Origin of the sequence: Bosea sp. Tri-49 (assembly GCF_003952665.1) — a bacterium.
Taxonomy (GTDB): domain Bacteria; phylum Pseudomonadota; class Alphaproteobacteria; order Rhizobiales; family Beijerinckiaceae; genus Allobosea.
Genome location: NZ_CP017946.1, coordinates 5,278,904 through 5,298,766 on the forward strand (window position 1 = coordinate 5,278,904; position 19,863 = coordinate 5,298,766).

Below are 19,863 nucleotides of genomic sequence, written 5' to 3' on the forward strand. Positions count from 1 at the left end.
GAGAAGCGCCATGACTGCCCCCTTTCCTCTGCCCTCGGTCGAGCCGCCCCGCCCGCTGCTCGAGGCGCGCGGTCTGGTGCGCCGCTTCGGCGGCCTCACTGCCGTCGCCGGGATCGACCTTGCGATCGCCGAGGGCGAACTCGTCAGCGTCATCGGTCCCAACGGTGCCGGCAAGACCACCGCCTTCAACCTGATCAGCGGGCTCGACAAGCCCGATGAAGGCTCGATCCGCTTCGACGGCACGGACATCACCGGCAAGCCACCGGAGGCAGTCGCCGCCGCCGGCCTCGCCCGAACCTTCCAGCACGGCCGTGTCTTCGCGAACCTGAGCGTCGCCGACAATGTGCTGGTCGGGGCGCATCGCCGATTGCGCGCGGTCCGCCCGAACTGGCCGGTGATCGGACCGCTGGCCGAGCTGGCTCTGGCGCTGGTCCGCCCGCCTTCGGTCAGGGCCGAGGAGGCCGCCTTGCGCGCGGAGGTGCGCGAGATCCTGGCGATCTTCGGCGAGCGGCTGCTGCCGCGCATCGACCAGCCGGCCTACAGCCTCTCCTATGCCAATCGTCGCCGCGTCGAGATCGCCCGGGCGCTCGCCGCAAAGCCGAAGCTGCTGCTGCTCGACGAGCCGACCGCCGGCATGAACCAGACCGAGACGGCCGAAATGCTGGAGATCATCGCCGGCCTCAAGGCGCGCGGGCAGACGATCCTGCTGATCGAGCACAAGCTCGACATGGTGATGCGGCTCTCCGACCGCGTCGTCGTGCTCGACGACGGCCGCAAGATCGCGGAGGGCCTGCCGCTCGCCGTGCGTAACGATCCGGCAGTGATCGAGGCCTATCTCGGCCATGGCGGTGTCGGGGGCGAGAACCGGGCCACCGACCCGGCTGATGCCGCCCAGCCCGCGGCGGCGAGCGCGTGAGGGGCGAGCGATGACGGACACCGCATCCCCGATCCTCGATCTCGAGAGCGTCGATACCTTCTACGGCCCGGTGCAAGCGCATTTCGGCCTGTCGCTACGAGTCGGCAAGGGTGAGATCGTCTGCCTGCTCGGCGGCAATGCCAGCGGCAAGTCGACGACGATGAAGCTCATCCTCGGATTGGTGAAACCCGCGGCCGGAGATGTCCGCGTAGACGGCGTCTCGACCCTCAGGCTGAAGACGCCGCAGATCGTCCGGCTCGGCGTCGGTACCGTGCCGGAGGCGCGGCGTCTCTTCGGGGCGATGAGCGTGCGCGAGAACCTCTTGATGGGCGCCTTCACCCGCGACGACAAGGCGGCGATCTCGGCCGATCTCGAGCGCGTGCTGGCGCTGTTCCCGCGCGTCGCGCAGCGGCTCTCGCAGCAGGCCGGCACGCTGTCCGGCGGCGAGCAGCAAATGGTGGCGATGGCACGCGCTTTGATGGGGCGCCCGCGCATCGTCATCATGGACGAACCGACCATGGGCCTGTCGCCGCTCTGGGTCGAGCGCGTCCTGGCGCTGATCCGCGAGATCAACGGTCAAGGCGTCAGCATCTTCATGGTCGAGCAGAACGCCAGCCTCGCCCTCCAGATCGCCCATCGCGGCTATGTCCTGCAGACAGGGCGGATCGTGCTCGAAGGCAGGGCCGCCGACCTGCTCGTCGATGCCAGGATCAGGGACGCCTATCTCGGCGGCGCGGAGGCAGCATGACAGCGAAACGATTGGGCTTCTTCACTCGTTTGCTAGATGACGCGCCCGCCGGCGAACGCTACCGGCTGGCAGTCGAGCAGATCGGTCATGCCGAACGACACGGCTTCGACAGCGCCTGGGTCGCGCAACACCATTTCCATCGCGATGAGGGCGGCTTGCCGTCGCCCTTGCCTTTTCTTGCCTATGTCGCGGCGCGGACGAGCCGGATCAGGCTTGGCACCGGCATCATCATCCTGCCGATGGAGGATCCGGTCCGGACCGCCGAGGATACGGTGGTGGTCGACCTTTTGTCGGGCGGCCGGCTCGAAGTCGGCCTCGGCACCGGCGCGACACCCGAAACCTTCCTCGCCTTCGGTCTCGACAAGGACGAGCGCACCGGGATCTTCGCGCGCAATCTCGACAGGCTGCTCGCAGCCTGGAAGGGTGATGCGCTCGGCCATGACAAGAACCGGCTCTACCCCGAGGCCGGCACCCTGGCGGACCGGGTCTGGCACGCGACCTTCTCGGTCGCCGGGGCCGAGCGGATCGGCCGGGCCGGCGCCGGGCTGATGCTGTCGCGCACCCAACCGCGCAGCCGCGACAATCCGGATGCGACCCTGCCCGAGATCCAGCACCCGATCGTCGATGCCTATCTCGCCAACCTGCCGGCCGGCATTCCGCCGCGCATCATGGCCTCGCGCTCGCTCTTCGTCGCCGACAGCCGCGCCGAGGCGCTGAAGCTGGCCGAGATCGGGCTCAACCGCGTGCTCGACCGCTTCCTCGCCAGCGGCCATGTGATTCCCGATCGCAGCCTGCCGGGGCTGATCAGGACGCTCGACACTCATGTCGGCGCGCCGGGCGACGTGATCGCCTCGCTCGAAGCCGACAGCGTGCTGCCGCGCGTCACCGACATCGTATTCCAGGTCCACTCGGTCGACCCGCCGCACCCGGCGATCCTGCGTTCGGTCGAACTCGCCGCAACCGAGGTCGCGCCGGCACTCGGCTGGCGCTCGTCGCCCCGTGAAGCGGAGCCGCAATTGTCCCGGCAGCGCGCAGACGCTGCCGCCCTTCAACAGTGAGGCCTGCCATGACCGACCACGCAACGCCGGATATCCTCGACCGCCTCGCCGGGGTCAGCGTCGGCTCGACCCTCGACGTCGTCCGGCACGAGCGGCCGGAGACGCGCCGCAACGTCCAGGCGAGCTATGACGCTCTCTTCGAGACGGGTGACGAGGCGGAGGTCACGGCAACCGAACGTCATGCGGTCGCGGCCTTCGTCGCGCTGCTGCACGATGCCGACGGCCCGGCCGCCAACCACTATCTCCAGCTGCTCGAACAACGACCCGATGCTGACGGCCTCGTCGGAGTGTTGCGCAGCCAGGCGAAAAGAGCTGCGACCGCTGGTCCATACGGCGCTTATCCGAGTGGGCCGCTCTCGCGCGAGAACCTGGCCGGACCGATCTTCAGCACCGAGCCGTCGGATCGTGCAGTCCTGGGCGAGCGCCTTTCGGCTGCGCTCGACCATGTCCACCTGCTGGTCTTCCACCTGCGGGACGCTCAGGCGCCTCATCTCGCGCTCCTGCAGCAGGCCGGCTGGAACACCGCCGCGATCGTCACCCTGTCGCAGATCGTCGCCTTCCTCTCCTTCCAGATCCGCGCCGCGCAGGGCCTGCGCGTTCTCGGTTCCTGATGCCATTCGACCACGGAGCGACTTGATGACCGCTACCACGCTCGACCATCCGAAGGCCGCGATCCCGACCGTCTTCACCCAGGACGAACTCGGCTGGAATGCTTGGCTCGACCCCGTCCCCGAAGAGGCCCTGACCGAGCGCCAGAAGGAGGGGCTGGTCGACATCGCCCGCGCCAAGAGCCCTTATTTCCGGCTGCTTGCACATGATCCCGACATCCTTCGCGCCCGGACCCTGGCCGACAAGGACATCTTCTACAACACCCGCGCAGGCCTGCCGCGGGCCGAGCGCGAGCTCGCCGCGGCAGCGGTCTCGCGCAGCAATGGCTGCATCTACTGCGCTTCGGTCCATGCCCGCTTCGCAACCACGCATTCGAAGCGCCGCGACGATGTCCAGCGCCTGCTCGATGAAGGCGTCGGCGTCGATATCGACCCGCTCTGGAACGCCGTGATCGAGGCTTCCGTGGCGCTGACGGCGACACCGATCGCGTTCGACAAGAGCCATGTCGCCAAGCTTCGCCGCCTCGGCCTCGATGATCTCGCCATCGCCGACCTGATCCATGCCGCCTCGTTTTTCAACTGGGCCAACCGGCTGATGCTCTCCCTCGGCGAGCCGGAAATCCGCTGACATCCTATTGCGAAACGACGACATGAGCCTTGAATCCGAATATCTCTGGTACATCCCGAATGTCGTCGAGCCCGGCCATCGCGGCGACTGCGCGGTCGAGGGCCACAACAGCTTGGAGACGCTGACCAGCCAGGCGAGAGCGCTGGAAGAGCATGGCTGGAAGGGCGCGTTGATCGGGACCGGCTGGGGCCGCCCCGACACCTTCACCGTTGCCGCCGCGCTCGCCGCTCGCACCACGACCTTCGAGCCGCTGATCGCGATCCGCCCGGGCTATTGGCGGCCGGCGAATTTCGCCTCAGCCGCGGCGACGCTCGACCACCTGACAGGCGGCCGGGTGCGCATCAATATCGTCTCCGGCAAGGACAACCTCGCCGCTTATGGCGACAGCGAGGGCGACCAGGCGCATCGCTATGGCCGCACCAGGGAGTTCATGCGGCTCATCCGCAAGCTCTGGACCGAAGAGAATGTCGCGTTCGCCGGTGAGCACTTCCGTGTCGATGGATCGACCGTCGTGCCGCGTATCGAGGTCCGGGGTGAGCGCCGGCATCCCAAGCTCTATTTCGGCGGTGCCTCGGAGGCAGCGGAGCGGGTGGCGGCGACCGAGGCCGATGTCCAGCTCTTCTGGGGCGAGCCGCTCGACGGCGTGCGCGAGCGGATCGAGCGGCTAAAGGCGCTGAGCCGCGATCTTGACCGCGACCTGCCGCCGCTCGAATTCGGGCTTCGGGTCACGACCTTCATCCGCGACACTACCGAGCAGGCCTGGGCGGAGGCTGAGGCCAAGGTCGCCGAGATGGCCAAGGGCAAGGGCGCCGGCTGGAACGACCATCAGCGCGCGACTGCCGTGGGACAGCAGCGCCTGCTCGACCTGCACGCGCAGGGCGAGGTGCTCGACGACAACCTCTACACCACGCCCGGCAAGTTCGGCGGCGGCGGGGCGGGGACCACCTGGCTGGTGGGCTCGGCCGAGGACGTCGCGCGCTCGCTGCGCAAATACCGCGATCTCGGCATCAGCCAGTTCGTCCTGTCCGACACGCCCTATCTGCCCGAGATCAGGCGGCAGGGCGACCAGTTGCTGCCCTTGCTGCGCAACTGAAGCGATGTTGGCGGCGCCTTTCCGGCGCCGCTCGATGGCCTGTCAGGAGCCGGTGGCGCGGGCCTGTGCCGGCTTGATGTCGTTGGCGATCGTCTCGCCGAAGGGGCCGTTGTTGACGACGCCGGAAAAGCGTGGCTTGCCATGGTTGAGGTCGAGCAAAGGGAAGACCAGCTCGGCGAAGCGGTAGGCCTCCTCCAGATGCGGGTAGCCGGAGAGGATGAAGCTGTCGATGCCGAGAGCCTGATACTCGCGGATGCGGGCCGCGACCTGCTCGGGATTGCCGACGAGGGCGGTGCCAGCACCGCCGCGCACCAGGCCGACCCCGGCCCAGAGATTGGGCGAGATCTCCAGCCTGTCGCGCCGGCCGCCATGCAGCGCCGACATCCGGCGCTGACCTTCGGAATCCATGCGGGCGAAGGTCGCCTGCGATTTCGCGATCGTCTCGTCGTCGAGATGGCTGATCAGCCGGTTGGCGGCGGCCCAGGCCTCGTCCTCGCTCTCGCGGACGACGACATGCAGCCTGATGCCGAAGGAGACCTTGCGGCCCGCTGCCCTGGCCGCCTTGTCGACGATGCCGATCTTTTGCGCGACGGCTGCGGGCGGCTCCCCCCAGGTCAGGTACTTGTCGATCGTTTCAGCGGCAACCGCGATGCCGGCCGGCGAGGAGCCGCCGAAATAGAGTGGCGGGCCGTTTTCCTGCGCCGGCGGATAGAGGAGCTGGGCACCCTCGACCTTGAGATGCTTACCGTGATGATCGACCGCCTCGCCGCGCAGCAGCGCCGAATAGATCGAGAGGAACTCGCGCGTCACCGCATAGCGCTCGTCGTGATCGGCGAAGATGCCGTCACCGGCATTCTCGACGGGATCGCCGCCGGTGACGACATTGACCAGCAGCCGGCCATTGCTGACACGGTCGAGCGTTGCGGTCATGCGCGCAGCCACCGTCGGTGATTGTAGGCCGGGCCTGACAGCGACGAGATAGCGCAGTTCCTGCGTGGTCGGCGCGACCGCCGAGGCGACGATCCAGGAATCCTCGCAGCTGCGCCCGGTCGGCAGCAGCACGCCGTAATAACCGAGCTGATCCGCCGCTTGAGCGACTTGACGGAGATAGCCGAGATCAGTCTGCCGGCCGCCCTGGGCGGTGCCGAGGTAGCGTCCGTCGCCATGCGTCGGCAGAAACCAAAGGACATTGGCTGTCGGGGAAGGGGCAATGCTCATCGGCTGGGCTTCCTGGAAACTGAAGAGGATTGGCGCGGCCGTGGCAGGTCGCGCCGGGATCGTGCTGGTCTCTAGAAGAAGCCAGTCTTTGGCAGCGCGGTGCCCCTGACGGCATGGGCGCCGATCGCCTGCGCCTTGTAGGAACCGGGATTGTGAGCCGCGAGCGTGCGGGCATTGCGCCAGTGCCGGTCGAGATTGCTCTCGCGCTTGGCCGCCGAGGCCCCGCCGACGTCGAAGAGCTGCGAGCCAGCGCGGATCGCGAGTTCGTCGACGACGATCTTGGCCTTGGCCGCGGCGAGTGCGGCCTCATGCGCGAGAGCCTCGTCGATGGCGCCGTCGCTGGCTGAGGCCGTCGCCCGGTCGAGGGCCTCGGCTGCGGCGAGCACCGTCGCTTCGGCGGCAAAAGCGGCAGCCTCGACCTGCCCCACGACCTGCTGCAGCAGGGGATCGTCGGCCGGTGTCGCTGCGGGGGCGTGGGCGAAGGAGCGGCCGCGGCGATGGAGCAGGGCGATGGCGTCCTGCGCGACGGCCTTGATGATCCCGGCCACGACCGCGGTCACGAAGATATGCGGCAAGGTCGTGTGGTAGGGCCGGGCATAGCTGCCGCCGGCCTCGTCCCAGACGACCTCGTCGGGCTCGACCCGGACGTTCTCGAACCGCGTCGTGCCGGTGCCGGTGAGGCGCTGGCCGATCCCGTCCCAATCGTCGAGGCGGGTGATGCCGGCGCGATCGACCGGCAGGACGATCGAGGCCAGCTGTCCTTTGTCCTGCGCACGCACCACGACATAGTCGGCGTAGAGCGTGCCGGTGCTGTAGTATTTCTCGCCGCTCAGCCGATAGCCCTCGCCGTCGGCCGTCAGCAGCGTTTCGAGCGGGCTGCCGCCAACCGGCAAGGCGGTCAGCTCGCCTGCTGCCAGGCCAAAGATCTTGCCGGCGACGACCTCGGCGAGCCAGCGGCCGTTCTGCGGATCGAGTGCCGGCTGGGCGAAGCGTTCGACGAAGCTGAAATGGTTGCGCAGCGCGTGCGCGACATTCGGATCGGCGGCGCCGAGCGCGATGATCGCTTCGATCAGATCCCTCAATGAGCCGCCGGCTCCGCCATGTTCGAGCGGCACTCGCAGGGCACCGAAGCGGGCGGCTCGGATCAGGTCGATCTCGGTGTAAGGATGCGTGCGGGTGCGGTCGCGCTCGGAGGCGCCGTCGCCGATCCGCGCGATCAGCTCGGCCAGTTCAGGCGAGCGCGGTCCGACGGGCGCGGCTGCTGCCGCGAAACTGTCCTTGGGCGCAGCGATGTTCATGGCGGCGTGCTCCTTGTTGGGGATCAATGGCGGTGGGTGCCGATGCCGCCGGCTTCGAACGGCTCGGCAACGATGTGGGCGAGTTCGTCCCGCCAGTTGGCGGATGAAGCGGCCTTGGGATGCACCGGCAGGATGCGGCTGCGCAGCCAGCCATTGGCGTCGACGAGCAGGCGCACCCCGGCGAGCCGGGCTTCGTCCAGCCCGGTCATCAGCGCGAGCGCCGCGAGCGCGTCCGGCGAGCTCGACAGGCAGTCGAAGCCGTCGGGCAGGTGCTCGCCGTCGCGGGACAGCAGCAGGACGCGGGTGAGCTTGATACCGTCCGGAATGGGCTCCGGGCGGGGACTGATCTCATCTGCGATCGTGATCTCGATCGGGCCGGAGCGACCGAGGATGTCGCGCAGCGTGCTGCTGCCGTCGCGGCATAGGGCCGGGAAGTCCGGAGTCAGGACCGGATGGCGCCAGCCGCCGCTGCGTCTGGCAGATGTGCCGGCGATACGGGCGCGGAAGTAGTCGATCAATTGCCAGCGTTCGCGCGGTCCGAGACCGGCGATCGTGCCGTGCGGAAAGGGGCTGTGCCCGATCCGGTCGAAGGTTTCGGTCAGCCAGCCATAGAGATCGCCGTCGGGGCGCTGCCAGAGCCCGTAGGGCGTCGGGTCGGACGGGTCGTCGCGCGGGCGAAAGCAGTCGGGCGTGCAGTAGCGCTTCAGCAGCGCCTCGCCTTGCAGGATCGAGGCGGTGGTGAAGCCGGTCTCGGAGCGCTGGAAACTCGTCGGCCAGGCCGGCTTGGCCAACAAGGGCAGGTTGGGAAAGGGGAGCAGCGCGATGGCGATGGCGGCCGCGAGCGGTCCGATCAGCCGGGTCCTGCGCCAGAACAGGGTCGATAGGCCCGCACCGACGACGCCCGTCAGCGCAGCGGCGCGCCAGAGCTCCTTGGCGAAATAGGCCTCGTCGATCCGCGACAGGTCGGGCTGGAGCGGGAAGGGCCAGGCCGGCGGCTCATGCGCTCCCGGCGGCTGGTTGGCGAGCCAGGCTGCCATCGCGATCGCGCCGATACCGAGCGCGAGCTCGATCGCGATGCTGATCAGCAGCGGGCGACGCGCGCCGGCCGCTAACCTGGGCGTCAGCACGAAGCGGTTCAGGGCGGCGAGCGCCAGCAGCGTCGCGAATACCGCCGCCTTGCCGAGCAGGAGCAGGCCATAGGGCGTGCCGAACAGGCCGCCGAGATCGCCGACCAGCGGCAGGGATTGCAGGAGTCCGGTCGCTGCGATGGTACCAACGGCAGCAAGGCCGAGCCAGGAGAAGCGCCGCACCGTGGTTGTCGCCTCAGCGATCGGAAGCTGCGCGGCGGCAAGGAGCAGCGCTGGCAGGGCTCCGATCCAGAGGCCGGCCGCTGCGGTATGCAGCGCGATCTGTAGCGGCAGAGCCGGCGTCGACGCTGCGGCAGCATGGCCGAGCCAGGGTTGCAAGGTCACCGCTGCTGCGGCCAGCAAGGTGGCGAAGCCCACGCGCCAAAGCGAGCGCAGGTCGCCCGCGGCTTCGAGGATGAGTGCCAGCAGTCCGAAGCGGATCAGCAGCGCATGGCCGAAAACTGTCTCCACAACGATGAGGCGGCTTGCGGCGAACAAGCCGATCTCGTCGCCGGTCGCGCGCAGCGCTTGCAGCGGCAACCAGACGAGGGAGGCGATCAGCGCGACGATGATCGCGTGACGCAACAGGCGCTGCAGGGCCGGGCGGACTAACTCGAACAGGTGCTCACTCCCGGAGGAGCGCGGAACGAGAAGCGCGATCGCGAGCGTCCCGAACGCCGTGAGCGCCGCCATCAGCTCGATGCTGCGCGCCAGGCGCAGCTGGAGGTCGAGGGCGGCGCCGGCCAAGTCAGGGCCTCACGGTGAAGGCGAAGCTGCCATTGGTGCGGTGGGTGTCGACCGAGGCCGCGACCCAGTCGACGGTGTAGCGCCCGGGTGCCAACTCGCTCAGCGCGACGAGGAGCTTCTTGCCGCTGGTGTCGGCGAACCGGGCCGCGGCGCTGTCGACGCGGCGGCCGGCGGCGTCCTTCACGGTGATGCTGGAGAGTTTCTCCTCCAGCTTCTCGGTGAAGCTGATCGAGACCTCGCGCGGAGCGGTGCGGACGGTGCTGTCGACCGCCGGGCTGGCGCTGACGAGATGGGCATGGGCGAGCGCAGGCGTCGAGCCGACGATCGCCAGCAGCGCCAGCGTGATCGCGGCCTCGCGCCGCGTGGGGGACGCGGTGGCTTCTCCGCTTGGGAATTCGATCACCATTGCACGACGCCTTTCTGCCAGACGAGAAGCCGGTCACGGATGCGGAAGAGGAGGGTGGTGAGGCCGGAGAACAGCACGGCCATGACCAGCAGCCCGGCATAGAGATGGCCATAGGCGGTCCAGCCGCGAGCCCAGTCGATGTAGTAGCCGAGGCCAGCCTTGACCCCGATCATCTCGGCGACGACCAGCACGGCGATGCCGTGGCCGAGCCCCATGAACAGGCCGACGAAGAGATGCGGCAGCGAGGCCGGGATCGCGACGCGCAGCAGCAGGAAGCGCTGGCTGGCGCCGAGTGTGCGGGCGACGTCGTAATAGGCCTTGTCGACGGCGGCGACGCCCGACCAGGTCAGGATCGTCACCGGGAACCAGGTCGCGAGCGCGACGAGGAAGACGCCAGCGCTGAAGCTCGACGGGAACAGGAACAGCACCAGCGGGATCAGGGCGGTCGTCGGGATCGGGCCGATGAAGCGCAGGATCGGGCTCGTCCAGTAGCCGACGCGCCGTGTCCAGCCGGTGGCGAGGCCGGTGAGGAAGCCGGCGACCGCGCCAAAGGCGATCCCCAGCGAGAGCAGCACCAGCGAGGCCCGGATGCCTTCGAGCAGGCGCGGATAATCGCTGGCATAGGCCTCGAGCAGACCCTGCGCCGGCGGGAAATAGGGCAGGGGCCAATAGCCGGTCTTGGCCGAGGCGATCTGCCAGATCGAGAGCAGCACCGGCAGGGCGATCAACCAGGGGCCGTTCTTCCGGAGCCAGCGCTCGACGCCGCGCAGGCGGGCGCCGAGGCCGTAGGCGAGCAGCAGGGTCGCGCCGATCAGCCATTGCCCGGCGGCCAGATGCGTGGTCAGGGCAAAGTCGCGGATGTTCGGCCAGAGCAAGGTGATCGCGCCGGCGGCGCTCCAGGCCAGCGTGGCGAAGACGAGATTGAGGTCGCGCTGGCTGATATCGGCCGGCACGACCGCGACGGCTCTGTCCGTGATCGCGTGATCAGTCACGGTGTCGGAATCCTGATGACGGGGAGGGCTGGCGGATGCCGGCCGGCATCCGCCCAAGGAGGTGTGAGCCAAGGACGTCAGCCGAGGACGTCGACGGTGATGCGTTCGGCCAACGCCTTGGGATCGGTGCGCGGGCGGATGACGCCGACCGAGCGCAGGTCGTCGGCATAGAGCGCGACTTCGTCCCGCAGCCGCTTGCCCGAGCCGAAATGATGTTCGTGCGTGTGGCTGCGGATGATCTCGCCGAGGATCGGCTTGGCGATCGGGCTATAGGCGGTGAAGATCTGCGCGGCTTCGTCGGGGTTGTTCTTGACCCAGTCGGCTGCCTCCAGCAGGGCGCGGGTCAGGGCAGCGCTCGCCGGCTTGTTGTTCTCGGCAAAATCCTTGCGGACCGCGATGCCGCAGCAGGACAGGTCCTTGTACGGGTCGGTGGTGAGCAGGCCGCCGATCTCATGCAGTCTGCCCTCATTGTTCTTGAGCACGAGGAAAATGCCTGGGTCGGCATCGACGGCTGCCTGGATCTCGCCCTTCTTGATCGCTTCGCCGAGCAGGTCGACCGGGTAGACGCGCCAGTCGACCTCGTTGGCCGGGTTGATGCCGGCTTTGAAGAGCTGGACGGCGAGGAAGTTCTTGCCGGCGCTCGCCATGTCGACGACGCCGATCGACTTGCCCTTCAGCGATTTGTAGTCGACCTCCTGCGAGCCCACCGCCGAGATCACCCGGATGCAGCCGCCATGCAGCGCGCCGGTGAAGCGGATGTTGATGCCCTGCTCCAGTGGCTTCAGGAAGCGCAGGATGAAGTTGACGGTGGCGTCGATCTTGCCGGAAGCGACGGCCTCGAGGCTGCCATCGAAGTTGGAGCCGAACTTGACGATCTCGACGTCGAGCCCGTGCTTGGTGAAGAAGCCCTTCTCGGCCGCCGCCGGCACCGAGATCAGGCAGATGCCGGTGCCGCTCCAGCCGAGCTTAAGCTTATGCGGCGCGCCTTGCGCCAGCGACGGCGCCGAGCCGAAGCCGGCGGCGATTGGCGCGCCAAGCGCAACAGCAGAGCCGCCGGCGAGGACCGTGCGGCGGGAGAGAAGCGGACTGTTGTCGGACATGGCGAAATCTCCTCGGGCGAAGGGGAAACAGTCGGAGAGAGGCGGCTACCAGCTGGCGTCGAGCCCGAGCAGGCCGAGGCTTTCGCGGCGCAGTTCGGCAAGGCGCGGATCGCCGCGATGGCGCGGATAGGGCAGGTCGACGGCGAAATCGGCCTTCACGCTGGCAGGGCGGTCGCTGAAGATGACGACGCGGGTCGCGAGGAACAGCGCCTCCTCGACATCATGGGTGACGAGGATCGCGGTGAAGCCCTTGCGCTGCCAGAGCGAGACGAGCTCAGCCTGCATGGTCAGCCGCGTGAGGGAGTCGAGCTTGCCGAGCGGCTCGTCGAGGATGAGGATCGAGGGGTCGTTGACCAGCGCCCGTGCCAGAGCGACGCGCTGGGCCATGCCGCCCGAGAGCTGGTGCGGATAGGCGTTGGCGAACTTGCTCAAACCGACCAGCGCCAGCGTCTCGTCGACGCGCGGCCACCGGCTGTTCAGCGTGCCCTGGGCGCGCGGGCCGAGCGCGACATTGTCGCGGACCGTGAGCCAGGGGAACAGCGTCGGATCCTGGAAGACGACGACGCGCGAGGGGTGCGGGCCGGTGATCGGCTTGCCATCCTCGCGCAGGGCTCCACTGCGCGGCGGCTCAAGTCCGGCGACAAGGCGCAGCAGGGTCGACTTGCCGCAGCCGGAGGGGCCGAGCAAAGCGATGAACTCGCCCGGCTTCACGTCGAGGCTGACATGGTCGAGCACCGGCAGGACCGAGCCGTCGAGGTCGAAGGCGTGGCTGACCTTGTCGACGGCGAGCGAGGCGCCGGCGATCGGCCGTGCCGCGGGCTGCAAGGCGAGCGCTACCATTGGACGAGACCCTTCTGCCAGGAGAGGACGCGGTCGCGCAGGCGGAACAGCAGGGTAATCGAGCCCGAGCAGAGCAGGGCCAGCACGACGAGCGCGGCATAGACATTGGCGTAGGAGGCCCAGCCCTGGGCCCATTGCATGTAGAAGCCGATGCCGGCCTTCACCCCGACCAGCTCGGCCACCATCAGCACCGAGAAGGCCGAGCCCAGCGCCATGAACAGGCCGACGAAGACATGCGGCAGCGCGGCGGGAATGGCGATGCGCAGGATCAGGAAGCCGGGCCTGGCGCCGAGCGTGCGGGCGACGTCGTAATAGCGGCTGTTGACGCTGGCGATGCCCGACCAGGTCAGCACCGTCACCGGAAAGCCGGTCGCCAGCGCGATCAGGAAGATGCTGGCGCTCCAGCTCGACGGGAAGGCGAAGAAGGCGATCGGCAGCCAGGCGGTGGCGGGCAGCGGTCCGATGAAGCGCAGCACCGGATGCACCCAGTAGCCGGCCTGCCGCGACCAGCCGATCGCGACACCGGTCAGGAAGCCGAGCACCGCGCCGACGACAAAGCCGGTGACCAGCAGCTTCATCGAGGCGAAGACGCTGGCTCCCAGCGTCGCATAGTCCTCGGTGTAGACCTCAAGCAGCGCCTGCGGCGGCGGGAAGAAGGGCAGGGGGAGCCAGCCGAACTTGGCCGAGGCGAGCTGCCAGAGCGTCAGTGCGATGCCCGACGCGGTTGCCCAGGGGCCGGCCTCGCGAATCCAGTCGCCGGCGCGCGGCAGCCAGCGGCCGGCGATGGTGAGGCTGATGAAGCCGGCTGCGAAGATCGCTGCGCCGAGCGCGAAGCGGCGTGTCTCGAGCCAGTCGCTGACATCGGGCCAGGCGACGGCGCTGATGGCGACCGCCGCCCAAGCGAGCCCAGCGCTCAGGCCGGACCAGGCGAGTGGACGCGGCTGCTGCCGCTCGCGCAGGAGATGGAGGGAAGTGTCGGCTAGGGTCGTCATGAGCCTCTGTCGCGCTGCTGGCGGAACCTCAGGCCTGCCGATCCGCAGGCCGAATATCGTTAGGCTAGCAGTGAGATGATATTAGTCTATAAAATAGATAATCTAATTTTGCACCAGGCTTGGGAGAGGATTTCGTCGATGCTGCCTCGCGCCATTGATAATTTCCGTTTGATCGAACGGCAGGTGCGAGAAGGGCGGTATCCCCGCGCCAAGATCGGCATTGCTCAATTTAATCCCTAAATTAGTAGACTATTGACATGGCGACGTGCGCCATGCGCTCTGGGGTGGGGACGGCCGCGGTCGTCCATTTACCAGATGGAGCTGCCGATATGACGCGAGCGGGAAGCGCTGCCCTGAAGCGCGACGAGAAGCCGGCCGGGCCGGGGCGGGAGGAGTTGCTGTCACGCTTGCCGGAGCTGGCGCGACGCCTTGCCGTCGGGGCCTCCGAACGCGAGCAGCGGCGCGAGCTGCCCCATGAGAGCTTCCGCCTGTTCCGTGAATCCGGCCTCGGCGCCTTGCGCGTGCCGACCCGTCTCGGCGGCCCCGGCGGCAGCCTGCGCGACCTGTTCGAGGTCATCGTCACGCTCGCCGCGGCCGATCCGAACGTGGCGCATGCGCTGCGCTCGCATTTCAACTTCACCGAGACGCATGTCCTGGGAGAGGACACGCCGCGCTCGCGCGAGCTGCTCGGCCTCGTGCTGGATGGAGCGCTGTTTGCCGGCGCCTCGACCGAGCTCGGCACCGCCAAGCCGGGGCAGGTGACGACGCGGCTTCTTCGTGACGGCGACGACTTCCGGCTGGTCGGGCGCAAGTTCTACGCGACCGGTACCGCCTTTGCCGATTATGCGGTCTTCAGCGCCCAGGACGAGGAGGAGAGGCCGGTCGGCGTGCTGGTGCCGACGAGCCGGGCCGGCATCTCCGTCCATGACGATTGGGACGGGATGGGGCAGAGGCTCACCGCCAGCGGCAGCGTCACGCTCGATGACGTCGTGGTGCACCCCGGCGAGGTCACCTACCGCCAGCTCGGCCTGGCGATCGGGCGGCACACCTCGTCGCTGCGCCAGCTGCATCTGGTCTCCTGCGCCGCCGGCATCGTCCGCAACGTCGTCAGCGATGCTGTCGCCTATGCGCAGCGCGATGCGCGCGCGGCCCTGCACAGCGCGGCCGAGACCGGGCGCCAGGATCCGTTCGTGCAGCAGGTGGTGGGTGAGCTCTCCGCCGCCTCCTTCGCGGTCGACGCTGCCATCGCGGCTGCGGCTGCAGCGCTAGACCGCTCGGCCGAGGGCTTCGCCCGCAATGTGCCCGAGCTCGACGATCTCCTGCTGGCGGGGTCGCTCGCGGTGTCGCGCACGCAGATCGCGGTCTATCCGCAGGCTTTGAAGGCGGCCGAGACGCTGTTCGAGACGGGTGGCGGCTCGACCACGGCGAGTCGTTATAATTTCGACCGGCACTGGCGCAACATCCGCACGCTTTCGACGCACAACCCGCTACGACAGAAGGCGCGCGCCATCGGCGACTATTTCATCAACGACGAGACGACCTTCCTCAAGGCCGGGCGGGTGTTCTGATTGGAGGCGCCGGGCTTTGCGAAGAAAGCCCGGCTCTGCCCCAGGTCTTATTCGGCAGCTTGCCGCGCGCCGCTCCAGACGGCCGAACGCCAGGTCTCCTCGCCGAACTCCGGTGCGATATCGGAGACAAAGCGTGTCTGATGATGCTCGATATCGCTGAAGAACAAGTCGCGGCTGATCGCCGAGACGACAGCCGGCACGTCACGGCGGATCGAAGGCACGTCGCCGATCGGCAGGCCGAAGCTGACGAAGCCGCCTGGGTTGTAGACGTGGATGTTCCGGAGCTGCGGCGCCGCGCCCAGCGTCTTCTCCAGCAGCTCATGCCCGAAGCCGAGATAGGGATGAGCGCCGAGATCCTGGTCCCGTTCGGCCTCCGGTGGGGCATAGCGATCGCGCCAGAGCAGGACCTCACCTGCGATGCCGGCGAGCTCGGGCCGGCGGGCCAGATCGACCCGGAAGCCGGTGCCGGCGATGGCGAAGTCGAAATAGAACTTGCCGGCCTCCAGTTCGACCGCGATGCGGTCATCCTCTTCACGGGCTTGCTGCCAGCCCGCCGATAGATGGATGTGGAAGTTTGCGAAACGCACGGCGCGCTCGATGGCGTCCACCGTCGGCGTCGAGCCGGCATCGCGGAAGCGAAACGCTTGCCGCCAGCGGGTCGCGTCCGGCAAATGCCGGTAATTGTCATAGGCGCCGGGATAGCCGCGGACGCGCGACACCGGGGTGGCGGCGATGTGGTCGCGCCGGGCGAACAGATGGACCTCGCGCGCGCCGGCTTCCAGCGCAGCGCCTGCGGCGTCGAAGGCTGACGCTGCCGCGCCGAGCACCGCGACGGACTTGCCGCGCAGCGAGGCGATGTCGATGACATCCGAGGTGTGGGCCCGCAGATGCGGCGGCAGGGCCTCCAGCACTGCTGGCAGATAGGGGTAGCCGCTGCCGGCGACGCCGTTGCCGAGGATAACCTTGCGCGCGGTCTCGACTTGATGAGTGCCGTCGATATCGAGATGCAGGCGCAGATGGTCGGCGGCGGGCTCGATCCGCAGCAATCGCGTGCGGTAGCGGATCTGCAAGCCCAGCGTCGCCCGGAACCAGGAGAGATATTTGGCCCAGTCGAGGCGCGGAATGCGGACGAGGTCGGCATAGGCCTGCTTGCCGTGGCGGGCCTCGTACCAGGCCTGGAAGCTCAGGCCCTGCACGCCGAGCTCGGGCCCCGCCAGGTTCTTTGGCGTGCGCAGCAGGTTCATCCGCGCCCGTGTCAGCCAGACGCCGGAGGCTGCCTCGTCGTGGGCGGCATCGATGACACTGATCCGGCGGATGCCGGCGCGTTGCAGCGCGAAGGCGAAGGTCGCGCCGGTATGGCCGCCGCCGACGATGACGACGTCATGGTCGATGCCGCCTCGCGCTGGGACCCAGTTGTCGGGGAAGGGGCCGAGCAGGCGCAGCGCTTCGCTGGCGGAGGAAGAAGGCAGGTCGGTCATTGCTCGATCCAGACATCGGCGAGGTTGCCATTGAGCCCGTCGGCGCCGACCGTGTGATCCTTCACCTTGCGGTTGTAGATCGTCAGGTTGGCGAGGGTCTGCAGCGTGATCGACGGCACGTCCTCGGCGACGATCTGCTGGAAACGGGCGAATTGCTGCTTGCGCTTGGCCGGGTCGAGCTCGACGGTCGCGGCCTCGAGCAGCGCGTCGATCTCCGGGTTGCTGATGCCGGAGCCGTTCGAGAACGGCACGCCCTTCTTGAAGTTCTTCGACCAGTAGAGCCGCTGCACGCCGACCGTCGGGTCGAAGGTGTTGCCCATCGAGTTGTTGGTGAAGTCGAAGTCGCGCTCGGTGTAGACCCGGCGGATATAGGTGGCGAAGTCCTGCGAGCGGATGGTGATCTCGATCCCGACCTTCGAGAGCGCCTGGCGCAGATAGTCGGCGGTGCGGCGATAGCCGTCGCCATAGGGCAGGAAGTCGTGATTGAGCCGGAAGCGCACGCCATCGGCGCCGCGCTTGAACCCGGCCTCGTCGAGCAATTGCTCGGCCTTCTTCGGATCGAAGGCGTAGGGCTTTACGGACGGGTCATGGAAGCGGGTAAGCCGAGCGCTGATCGGCGTCGCGGTCGGCTCGCCATAACCGTACCAGACGGTGTTCAGGATGACGCGCTTGTCGATCGCATGGGCGATGGCGCGACGTACGCGTACGTCCTTCAGGTACTTGTTCTCGAAGTTGAACTCGATGCGCTGCACCGAGGGACTGTAGGAATAGCCCTTCTCCTCGACGCCGATGCGCGGATCGTTCTTCAGCCTGTCGAGCTCGGAGAGTGGAACCGGCGTCTCGCCGCCAAGGTCGACCGACCCGGATTCGAAGGCAACGGCGCGTGCGGCGGCGTCCGGGATGAACTTCACCACCAGCCGGTCGATATAGGGCTTGGGCTTGTCCCAGTAGTTCGGGTTGCGCTCGTAGACGACATGGCTGCCGCGCACCCACTCCTTGAAGATGTAGGGGCCGGTGCCGACCGGCGCGTTCGTCTTCGGATTGGTCGACGGGTCCGTGCCTTCGTAGAGGTGCTTGGGCACAATCGGCGACTCGGAGGCCGCAAAAGCGCTGATCAGATAGGGCGCCGGCTTGGACAGCACGATCACCGCCGTCAGCGGATCCGGCGTCTCGACGGTGACGACATTGGCGAAGGTGCCGCGCCCGCGCGGATGATACTGCTTCAGGATGGCGATCGAGGCGGCGACGTCGGCCGAAGTGAAGGGCTTGCCGTCATGCCAGAGCACGCCCTCGCGCAGCTTGAAGGAGTAGCGCAGGCCGTCCTCGCTGATCGCCCAGTCCGCGGCGAGCTGCGCCTTCGGCGTCAGGTCATGGTCATAGGTCAGCAGCCCCTCCAGCACCTTGCCGCTGACCTTGGTCGACGGGCCTGCCGTATGGGCGATGGTGGAGAGCGCCGGCGGTTCGGGCTCGACCAGCATGTTCAGCGTGCCGCCGCGCTTGGGCTGCGCCAGGGCGCCGGAGAGGGGCAGGGTCGCAGCCAGCAGGGTGGCGACGGCGGTGGCTAAGAGGCGCGCGGACATGACCATGCTCTGCGATGCGAGGAGAATGGCCGAGCCTAGGATGGCTCTCATTTCAGGCGCAATATAGTATACTAGAAAAATAGACTAATTTGATACGAGCATATGGAAAGAAGCGCTTTTCTTCGCGTGATAGCTTCGCGGCGGGGCATTGGTCGCCGGTTCTCCTGCCGAGGCTCGGCGAGCGACCTGCCTGCCTAATCCCTCGCGCCGATCGGAGATTGCTGATGACCGCGCTCGCCGAAGATCGGGCCGGCCCGCCACTGCGCCGGCAGACCGACTATCCCGACAGCCCGCTGTCGCGTGCGCTGAAGCAGCCATTGCTGCTCGGGCTGTTCCTCAACCTGCAGGGCATCCGCTTCTCCGACCTGCCGACGAGCTCGACCTGGACCTTCGACTACAATGCCGAGCTGGTGAAGCGCGCCGATGCGCTCGGCTTCGAGATCGCCTTCAGCCGCACGCAATGGCTGCCCAAGGGCGGCTATGACGGTGACGCCTCGCTCGACGCCTTCGTCGCACTCGGGGCCATGGCGGCGATCACGAAGAACATCCTGCTGATCTCGACGATCCATGTGCTCTACGGGCCCTGGCACCCGCTGCATCTCGGCAAGCTCGGCGCGACGCTCGATCACATCAGCAAGGGTCGCTGGGGCATCAACATCGTCACCGGGCACCGCGCCGTCGAGCACGAGATGTTTGGCCGCCAACGCATCGAGCACGACAAGCGCTATCTGATGGCGGACGAGCTCTTCGATGTGCTCGACCGGCTGTGGAGCGAGGACGAGAACTACTCCTACGAGGGACGCCTCAACCCCTGGCGCCTGCACGATGCCTGGATCACGCCGAAGCCGCTCTACGGTCGCCCGATCCTGGTCAATGCGACGGGCTCGCCGGCCGGCATCGACTTTGCCGCCAAGCATTCCGACCTGGTCTTCATCACCTCGCCGGGCGGCTCGCATATCGACAGCGCGCTCGCGACGCTGCCGCCTCATATCGCCGCGATCAAGGACCGGGCGCGCGCCTTCGGCCGCAAAGCGAAGACGCTGATCAATCCGATTATCGTCTCGCGCGATACGGAGGCCGAGGCGCAGGCCTACGCGCAGGCGATCCACGACAACAAGCCGGTGCTGGCAGGGCCGGCCTTCGCCGCACACGGCAAGGGCACCAACCAGGGCTATGACAGCGACGCCCATGCCTGGCGCGGCCGGGCCGACGCTGCGCACAAGCAGGGGCTGGGGCTCGGCGGTAATATCGAGATCATCGGCTCGCCCGAGCAGGTGGTCGACAAGATCGCCGCGTTGCATGCGATTGGGATCGACGGGCTGCAGATCAATTTCTACGACTTCAAGGCCGATTTCGACCATTTCGAGGAGCGCATCCTGCCGCTGCTGAAGCAGCGGGGCCTGCGGCTCTGAGGCAAGCCGGAGCGCGTAAAAAGCCCCGCAGACTTGGTCTGCGGGGCTTTTTTT

Annotated in this window: 18 protein-coding genes; 8 read left to right on the top strand and 10 right to left on the bottom strand. The window is 67.8% G+C overall.

Annotated features, from left to right (window positions below):
- Window positions 1-10 precede the first annotated feature (10 nt).
- Genes BLM15_RS25430 through BLM15_RS25455 form a run of 6 tightly spaced genes read left to right on the top strand, consistent with a single transcriptional unit; the run spans window position 11 to window position 5,051 of the window.
- Window positions 11-916, top strand: coding sequence for an ABC transporter ATP-binding protein (locus BLM15_RS25430; RefSeq protein WP_126115364.1), 906 nt, complete (start codon window positions 11-13; stop codon window positions 914-916).
- A 10-nt stretch (window positions 917-926) separates the two neighbouring features.
- Window positions 927-1,664, top strand: a complete 738-nt coding sequence (locus BLM15_RS25435) for an ABC transporter ATP-binding protein (protein WP_126115365.1) — start codon at window positions 927-929, stop codon at window positions 1,662-1,664.
- Window positions 1,661-2,722 (top strand): putative FMN-dependent luciferase-like monooxygenase, encoded by a 1,062-nt coding sequence (locus BLM15_RS25440; protein ID WP_126115366.1) that lies wholly within the window; start codon window positions 1,661-1,663, stop codon window positions 2,720-2,722. The genes BLM15_RS25435 and BLM15_RS25440 overlap by 4 nt, the downstream gene beginning before the upstream one ends.
- Before the next feature lie 8 nt (window positions 2,723-2,730).
- Window positions 2,731-3,333: a CMD domain protein gene (locus BLM15_RS25445; RefSeq protein ID WP_126115367.1), complete on the top strand. Its 603-nt coding sequence runs from the start codon at window positions 2,731-2,733 to the stop codon at window positions 3,331-3,333.
- Window positions 3,334-3,358: 25 nt separating this feature from the next.
- A complete protein-coding gene (locus tag BLM15_RS25450) occupies window positions 3,359-3,958 on the top strand; it encodes an alkylhydroperoxidase domain protein (protein WP_126115368.1) in 600 nt (199 codons plus the stop codon).
- Between the two features lie 22 nt (window positions 3,959-3,980).
- Window positions 3,981-5,051: an LLM class flavin-dependent oxidoreductase gene (locus tag BLM15_RS25455; RefSeq protein ID WP_126115369.1), complete on the top strand. Its 1,071-nt coding sequence runs from the start codon at window positions 3,981-3,983 to the stop codon at window positions 5,049-5,051.
- A gap of 42 nt (window positions 5,052-5,093) precedes the next feature.
- On the opposite strand, the gene ssuD is transcribed toward BLM15_RS25455, so the two are convergent.
- The 8 genes from ssuD to BLM15_RS25495 all read right to left on the bottom strand — a co-directional run bounded on the left by ssuD (window position 5,094) and on the right by BLM15_RS25495 (window position 13,771).
- A complete protein-coding gene (ssuD, locus tag BLM15_RS25460) occupies window positions 5,094-6,269 on the bottom strand; it encodes an FMNH2-dependent alkanesulfonate monooxygenase (protein WP_126115370.1) in 1,176 nt (391 codons plus the stop codon).
- A 71-nt stretch (window positions 6,270-6,340) separates the two neighbouring features.
- A complete protein-coding gene (locus tag BLM15_RS25465) occupies window positions 6,341-7,567 on the bottom strand; it encodes an acyl-CoA dehydrogenase family protein (protein ID WP_126115371.1) in 1,227 nt (408 codons plus the stop codon).
- A 23-nt stretch (window positions 7,568-7,590) separates the two neighbouring features.
- Window positions 7,591-9,441: a CopD family protein gene (locus BLM15_RS25470; RefSeq protein ID WP_126115372.1), complete on the bottom strand. Its 1,851-nt coding sequence runs from the start codon at window positions 9,439-9,441 to the stop codon at window positions 7,591-7,593.
- A 1-nt stretch (window position 9,442) separates the two neighbouring features.
- Window positions 9,443-9,847, bottom strand: coding sequence for a copper homeostasis periplasmic binding protein CopC (copC, locus tag BLM15_RS25475; RefSeq protein WP_126115373.1), 405 nt, complete (start codon window positions 9,845-9,847; stop codon window positions 9,443-9,445).
- Window positions 9,841-10,839: an ABC transporter permease gene (locus BLM15_RS25480; protein ID WP_126115374.1), complete on the bottom strand. Its 999-nt coding sequence runs from the start codon at window positions 10,837-10,839 to the stop codon at window positions 9,841-9,843. Before BLM15_RS25480 ends, copC begins: the two co-directional genes overlap by 7 nt.
- Before the next feature lie 77 nt (window positions 10,840-10,916).
- Window positions 10,917-11,939, bottom strand: coding sequence for an ABC transporter substrate-binding protein (locus BLM15_RS25485; RefSeq protein WP_126115375.1), 1,023 nt, complete (start codon window positions 11,937-11,939; stop codon window positions 10,917-10,919).
- A 45-nt stretch (window positions 11,940-11,984) separates the two neighbouring features.
- Window positions 11,985-12,779, bottom strand: coding sequence for an ABC transporter ATP-binding protein (locus BLM15_RS25490; protein ID WP_126115376.1), 795 nt, complete (start codon window positions 12,777-12,779; stop codon window positions 11,985-11,987).
- Window positions 12,773-13,771 carry an ABC transporter permease gene (locus tag BLM15_RS25495; protein WP_126115377.1) on the bottom strand — a complete coding sequence of 333 codons (999 nt, stop codon included), beginning with the start codon at window positions 13,769-13,771 and terminating at the stop codon, window positions 12,773-12,775. The genes BLM15_RS25490 and BLM15_RS25495 overlap by 7 nt, the downstream gene beginning before the upstream one ends.
- A gap of 329 nt (window positions 13,772-14,100) precedes the next feature.
- Between BLM15_RS25495 and BLM15_RS25500 the strand changes: the two genes are divergently transcribed.
- Window positions 14,101-15,339: an acyl-CoA dehydrogenase family protein gene (locus BLM15_RS25500; RefSeq protein ID WP_126115378.1), complete on the top strand. Its 1,239-nt coding sequence runs from the start codon at window positions 14,101-14,103 to the stop codon at window positions 15,337-15,339.
- A gap of 47 nt (window positions 15,340-15,386) precedes the next feature.
- On the opposite strand, the gene BLM15_RS25505 is transcribed toward BLM15_RS25500, so the two are convergent.
- A complete protein-coding gene (locus BLM15_RS25505) occupies window positions 15,387-16,817 on the bottom strand; it encodes an FAD-dependent oxidoreductase (RefSeq protein WP_126115379.1) in 1,431 nt (476 codons plus the stop codon).
- Window positions 16,814-18,403 carry an ABC transporter substrate-binding protein gene (locus BLM15_RS25510; protein ID WP_442859401.1) on the bottom strand — a complete coding sequence of 530 codons (1,590 nt, stop codon included), beginning with the start codon at window positions 18,401-18,403 and terminating at the stop codon, window positions 16,814-16,816. The genes BLM15_RS25505 and BLM15_RS25510 overlap by 4 nt, the downstream gene beginning before the upstream one ends.
- Before the next feature lie 218 nt (window positions 18,404-18,621).
- On the opposite strand from BLM15_RS25510, the gene BLM15_RS25515 reads away from it, so the two are divergent.
- Window positions 18,622-19,809 (top strand): LLM class flavin-dependent oxidoreductase, encoded by a 1,188-nt coding sequence (locus BLM15_RS25515; RefSeq protein WP_126115381.1) that lies wholly within the window; start codon window positions 18,622-18,624, stop codon window positions 19,807-19,809.
- The last annotated feature ends 54 nt before the right edge of the window (window positions 19,810-19,863 follow it).

Excerpts from the sequence above, each read along its gene's own strand:
- BLM15_RS25515 (WP_126115381.1), top strand. The coding sequence starts at position 18,622 with ATGACCGCGCTCGCCGAAGATCGGGCCGGCCCGCCACTGCGCCGGCAG.
- BLM15_RS25485 (WP_126115375.1), bottom strand. The coding sequence starts at position 11,939 with ATGTCCGACAACAGTCCGCTTCTCTCCCGCCGCACGGTCCTCGCCGGC.
- BLM15_RS25445 (WP_126115367.1), top strand. The coding sequence starts at position 2,731 with ATGACCGACCACGCAACGCCGGATATCCTCGACCGCCTCGCCGGGGTC.
- BLM15_RS25510 (WP_442859401.1), bottom strand. The coding sequence starts at position 18,403 with ATGGTCATGTCCGCGCGCCTCTTAGCCACCGCCGTCGCCACCCTGCTG.
- BLM15_RS25465 (WP_126115371.1), bottom strand. The coding sequence starts at position 7,567 with ATGAACATCGCTGCGCCCAAGGACAGTTTCGCGGCAGCAGCCGCGCCC.
- BLM15_RS25490 (WP_126115376.1), bottom strand. The coding sequence starts at position 12,779 with ATGGTAGCGCTCGCCTTGCAGCCCGCGGCACGGCCGATCGCCGGCGCC.
- copC (WP_126115373.1), bottom strand. The coding sequence starts at position 9,847 with ATGGTGATCGAATTCCCAAGCGGAGAAGCCACCGCGTCCCCCACGCGG.
- BLM15_RS25450 (WP_126115368.1), top strand. The coding sequence starts at position 3,359 with ATGACCGCTACCACGCTCGACCATCCGAAGGCCGCGATCCCGACCGTC.
- BLM15_RS25440 (WP_126115366.1), top strand. The coding sequence starts at position 1,661 with ATGACAGCGAAACGATTGGGCTTCTTCACTCGTTTGCTAGATGACGCG.
- BLM15_RS25505 (WP_126115379.1), bottom strand. The coding sequence starts at position 16,817 with ATGACCGACCTGCCTTCTTCCTCCGCCAGCGAAGCGCTGCGCCTGCTC.
- BLM15_RS25500 (WP_126115378.1), top strand. The coding sequence starts at position 14,101 with ATGACGCGAGCGGGAAGCGCTGCCCTGAAGCGCGACGAGAAGCCGGCC.
- BLM15_RS25455 (WP_126115369.1), top strand. The coding sequence starts at position 3,981 with ATGAGCCTTGAATCCGAATATCTCTGGTACATCCCGAATGTCGTCGAG.
- ssuD (WP_126115370.1), bottom strand. The coding sequence starts at position 6,269 with ATGAGCATTGCCCCTTCCCCGACAGCCAATGTCCTTTGGTTTCTGCCG.
- BLM15_RS25435 (WP_126115365.1), top strand. The coding sequence starts at position 927 with ATGACGGACACCGCATCCCCGATCCTCGATCTCGAGAGCGTCGATACC.
- BLM15_RS25495 (WP_126115377.1), bottom strand. The coding sequence starts at position 13,771 with ATGACGACCCTAGCCGACACTTCCCTCCATCTCCTGCGCGAGCGGCAG.
- BLM15_RS25430 (WP_126115364.1), top strand. The coding sequence starts at position 11 with ATGACTGCCCCCTTTCCTCTGCCCTCGGTCGAGCCGCCCCGCCCGCTG.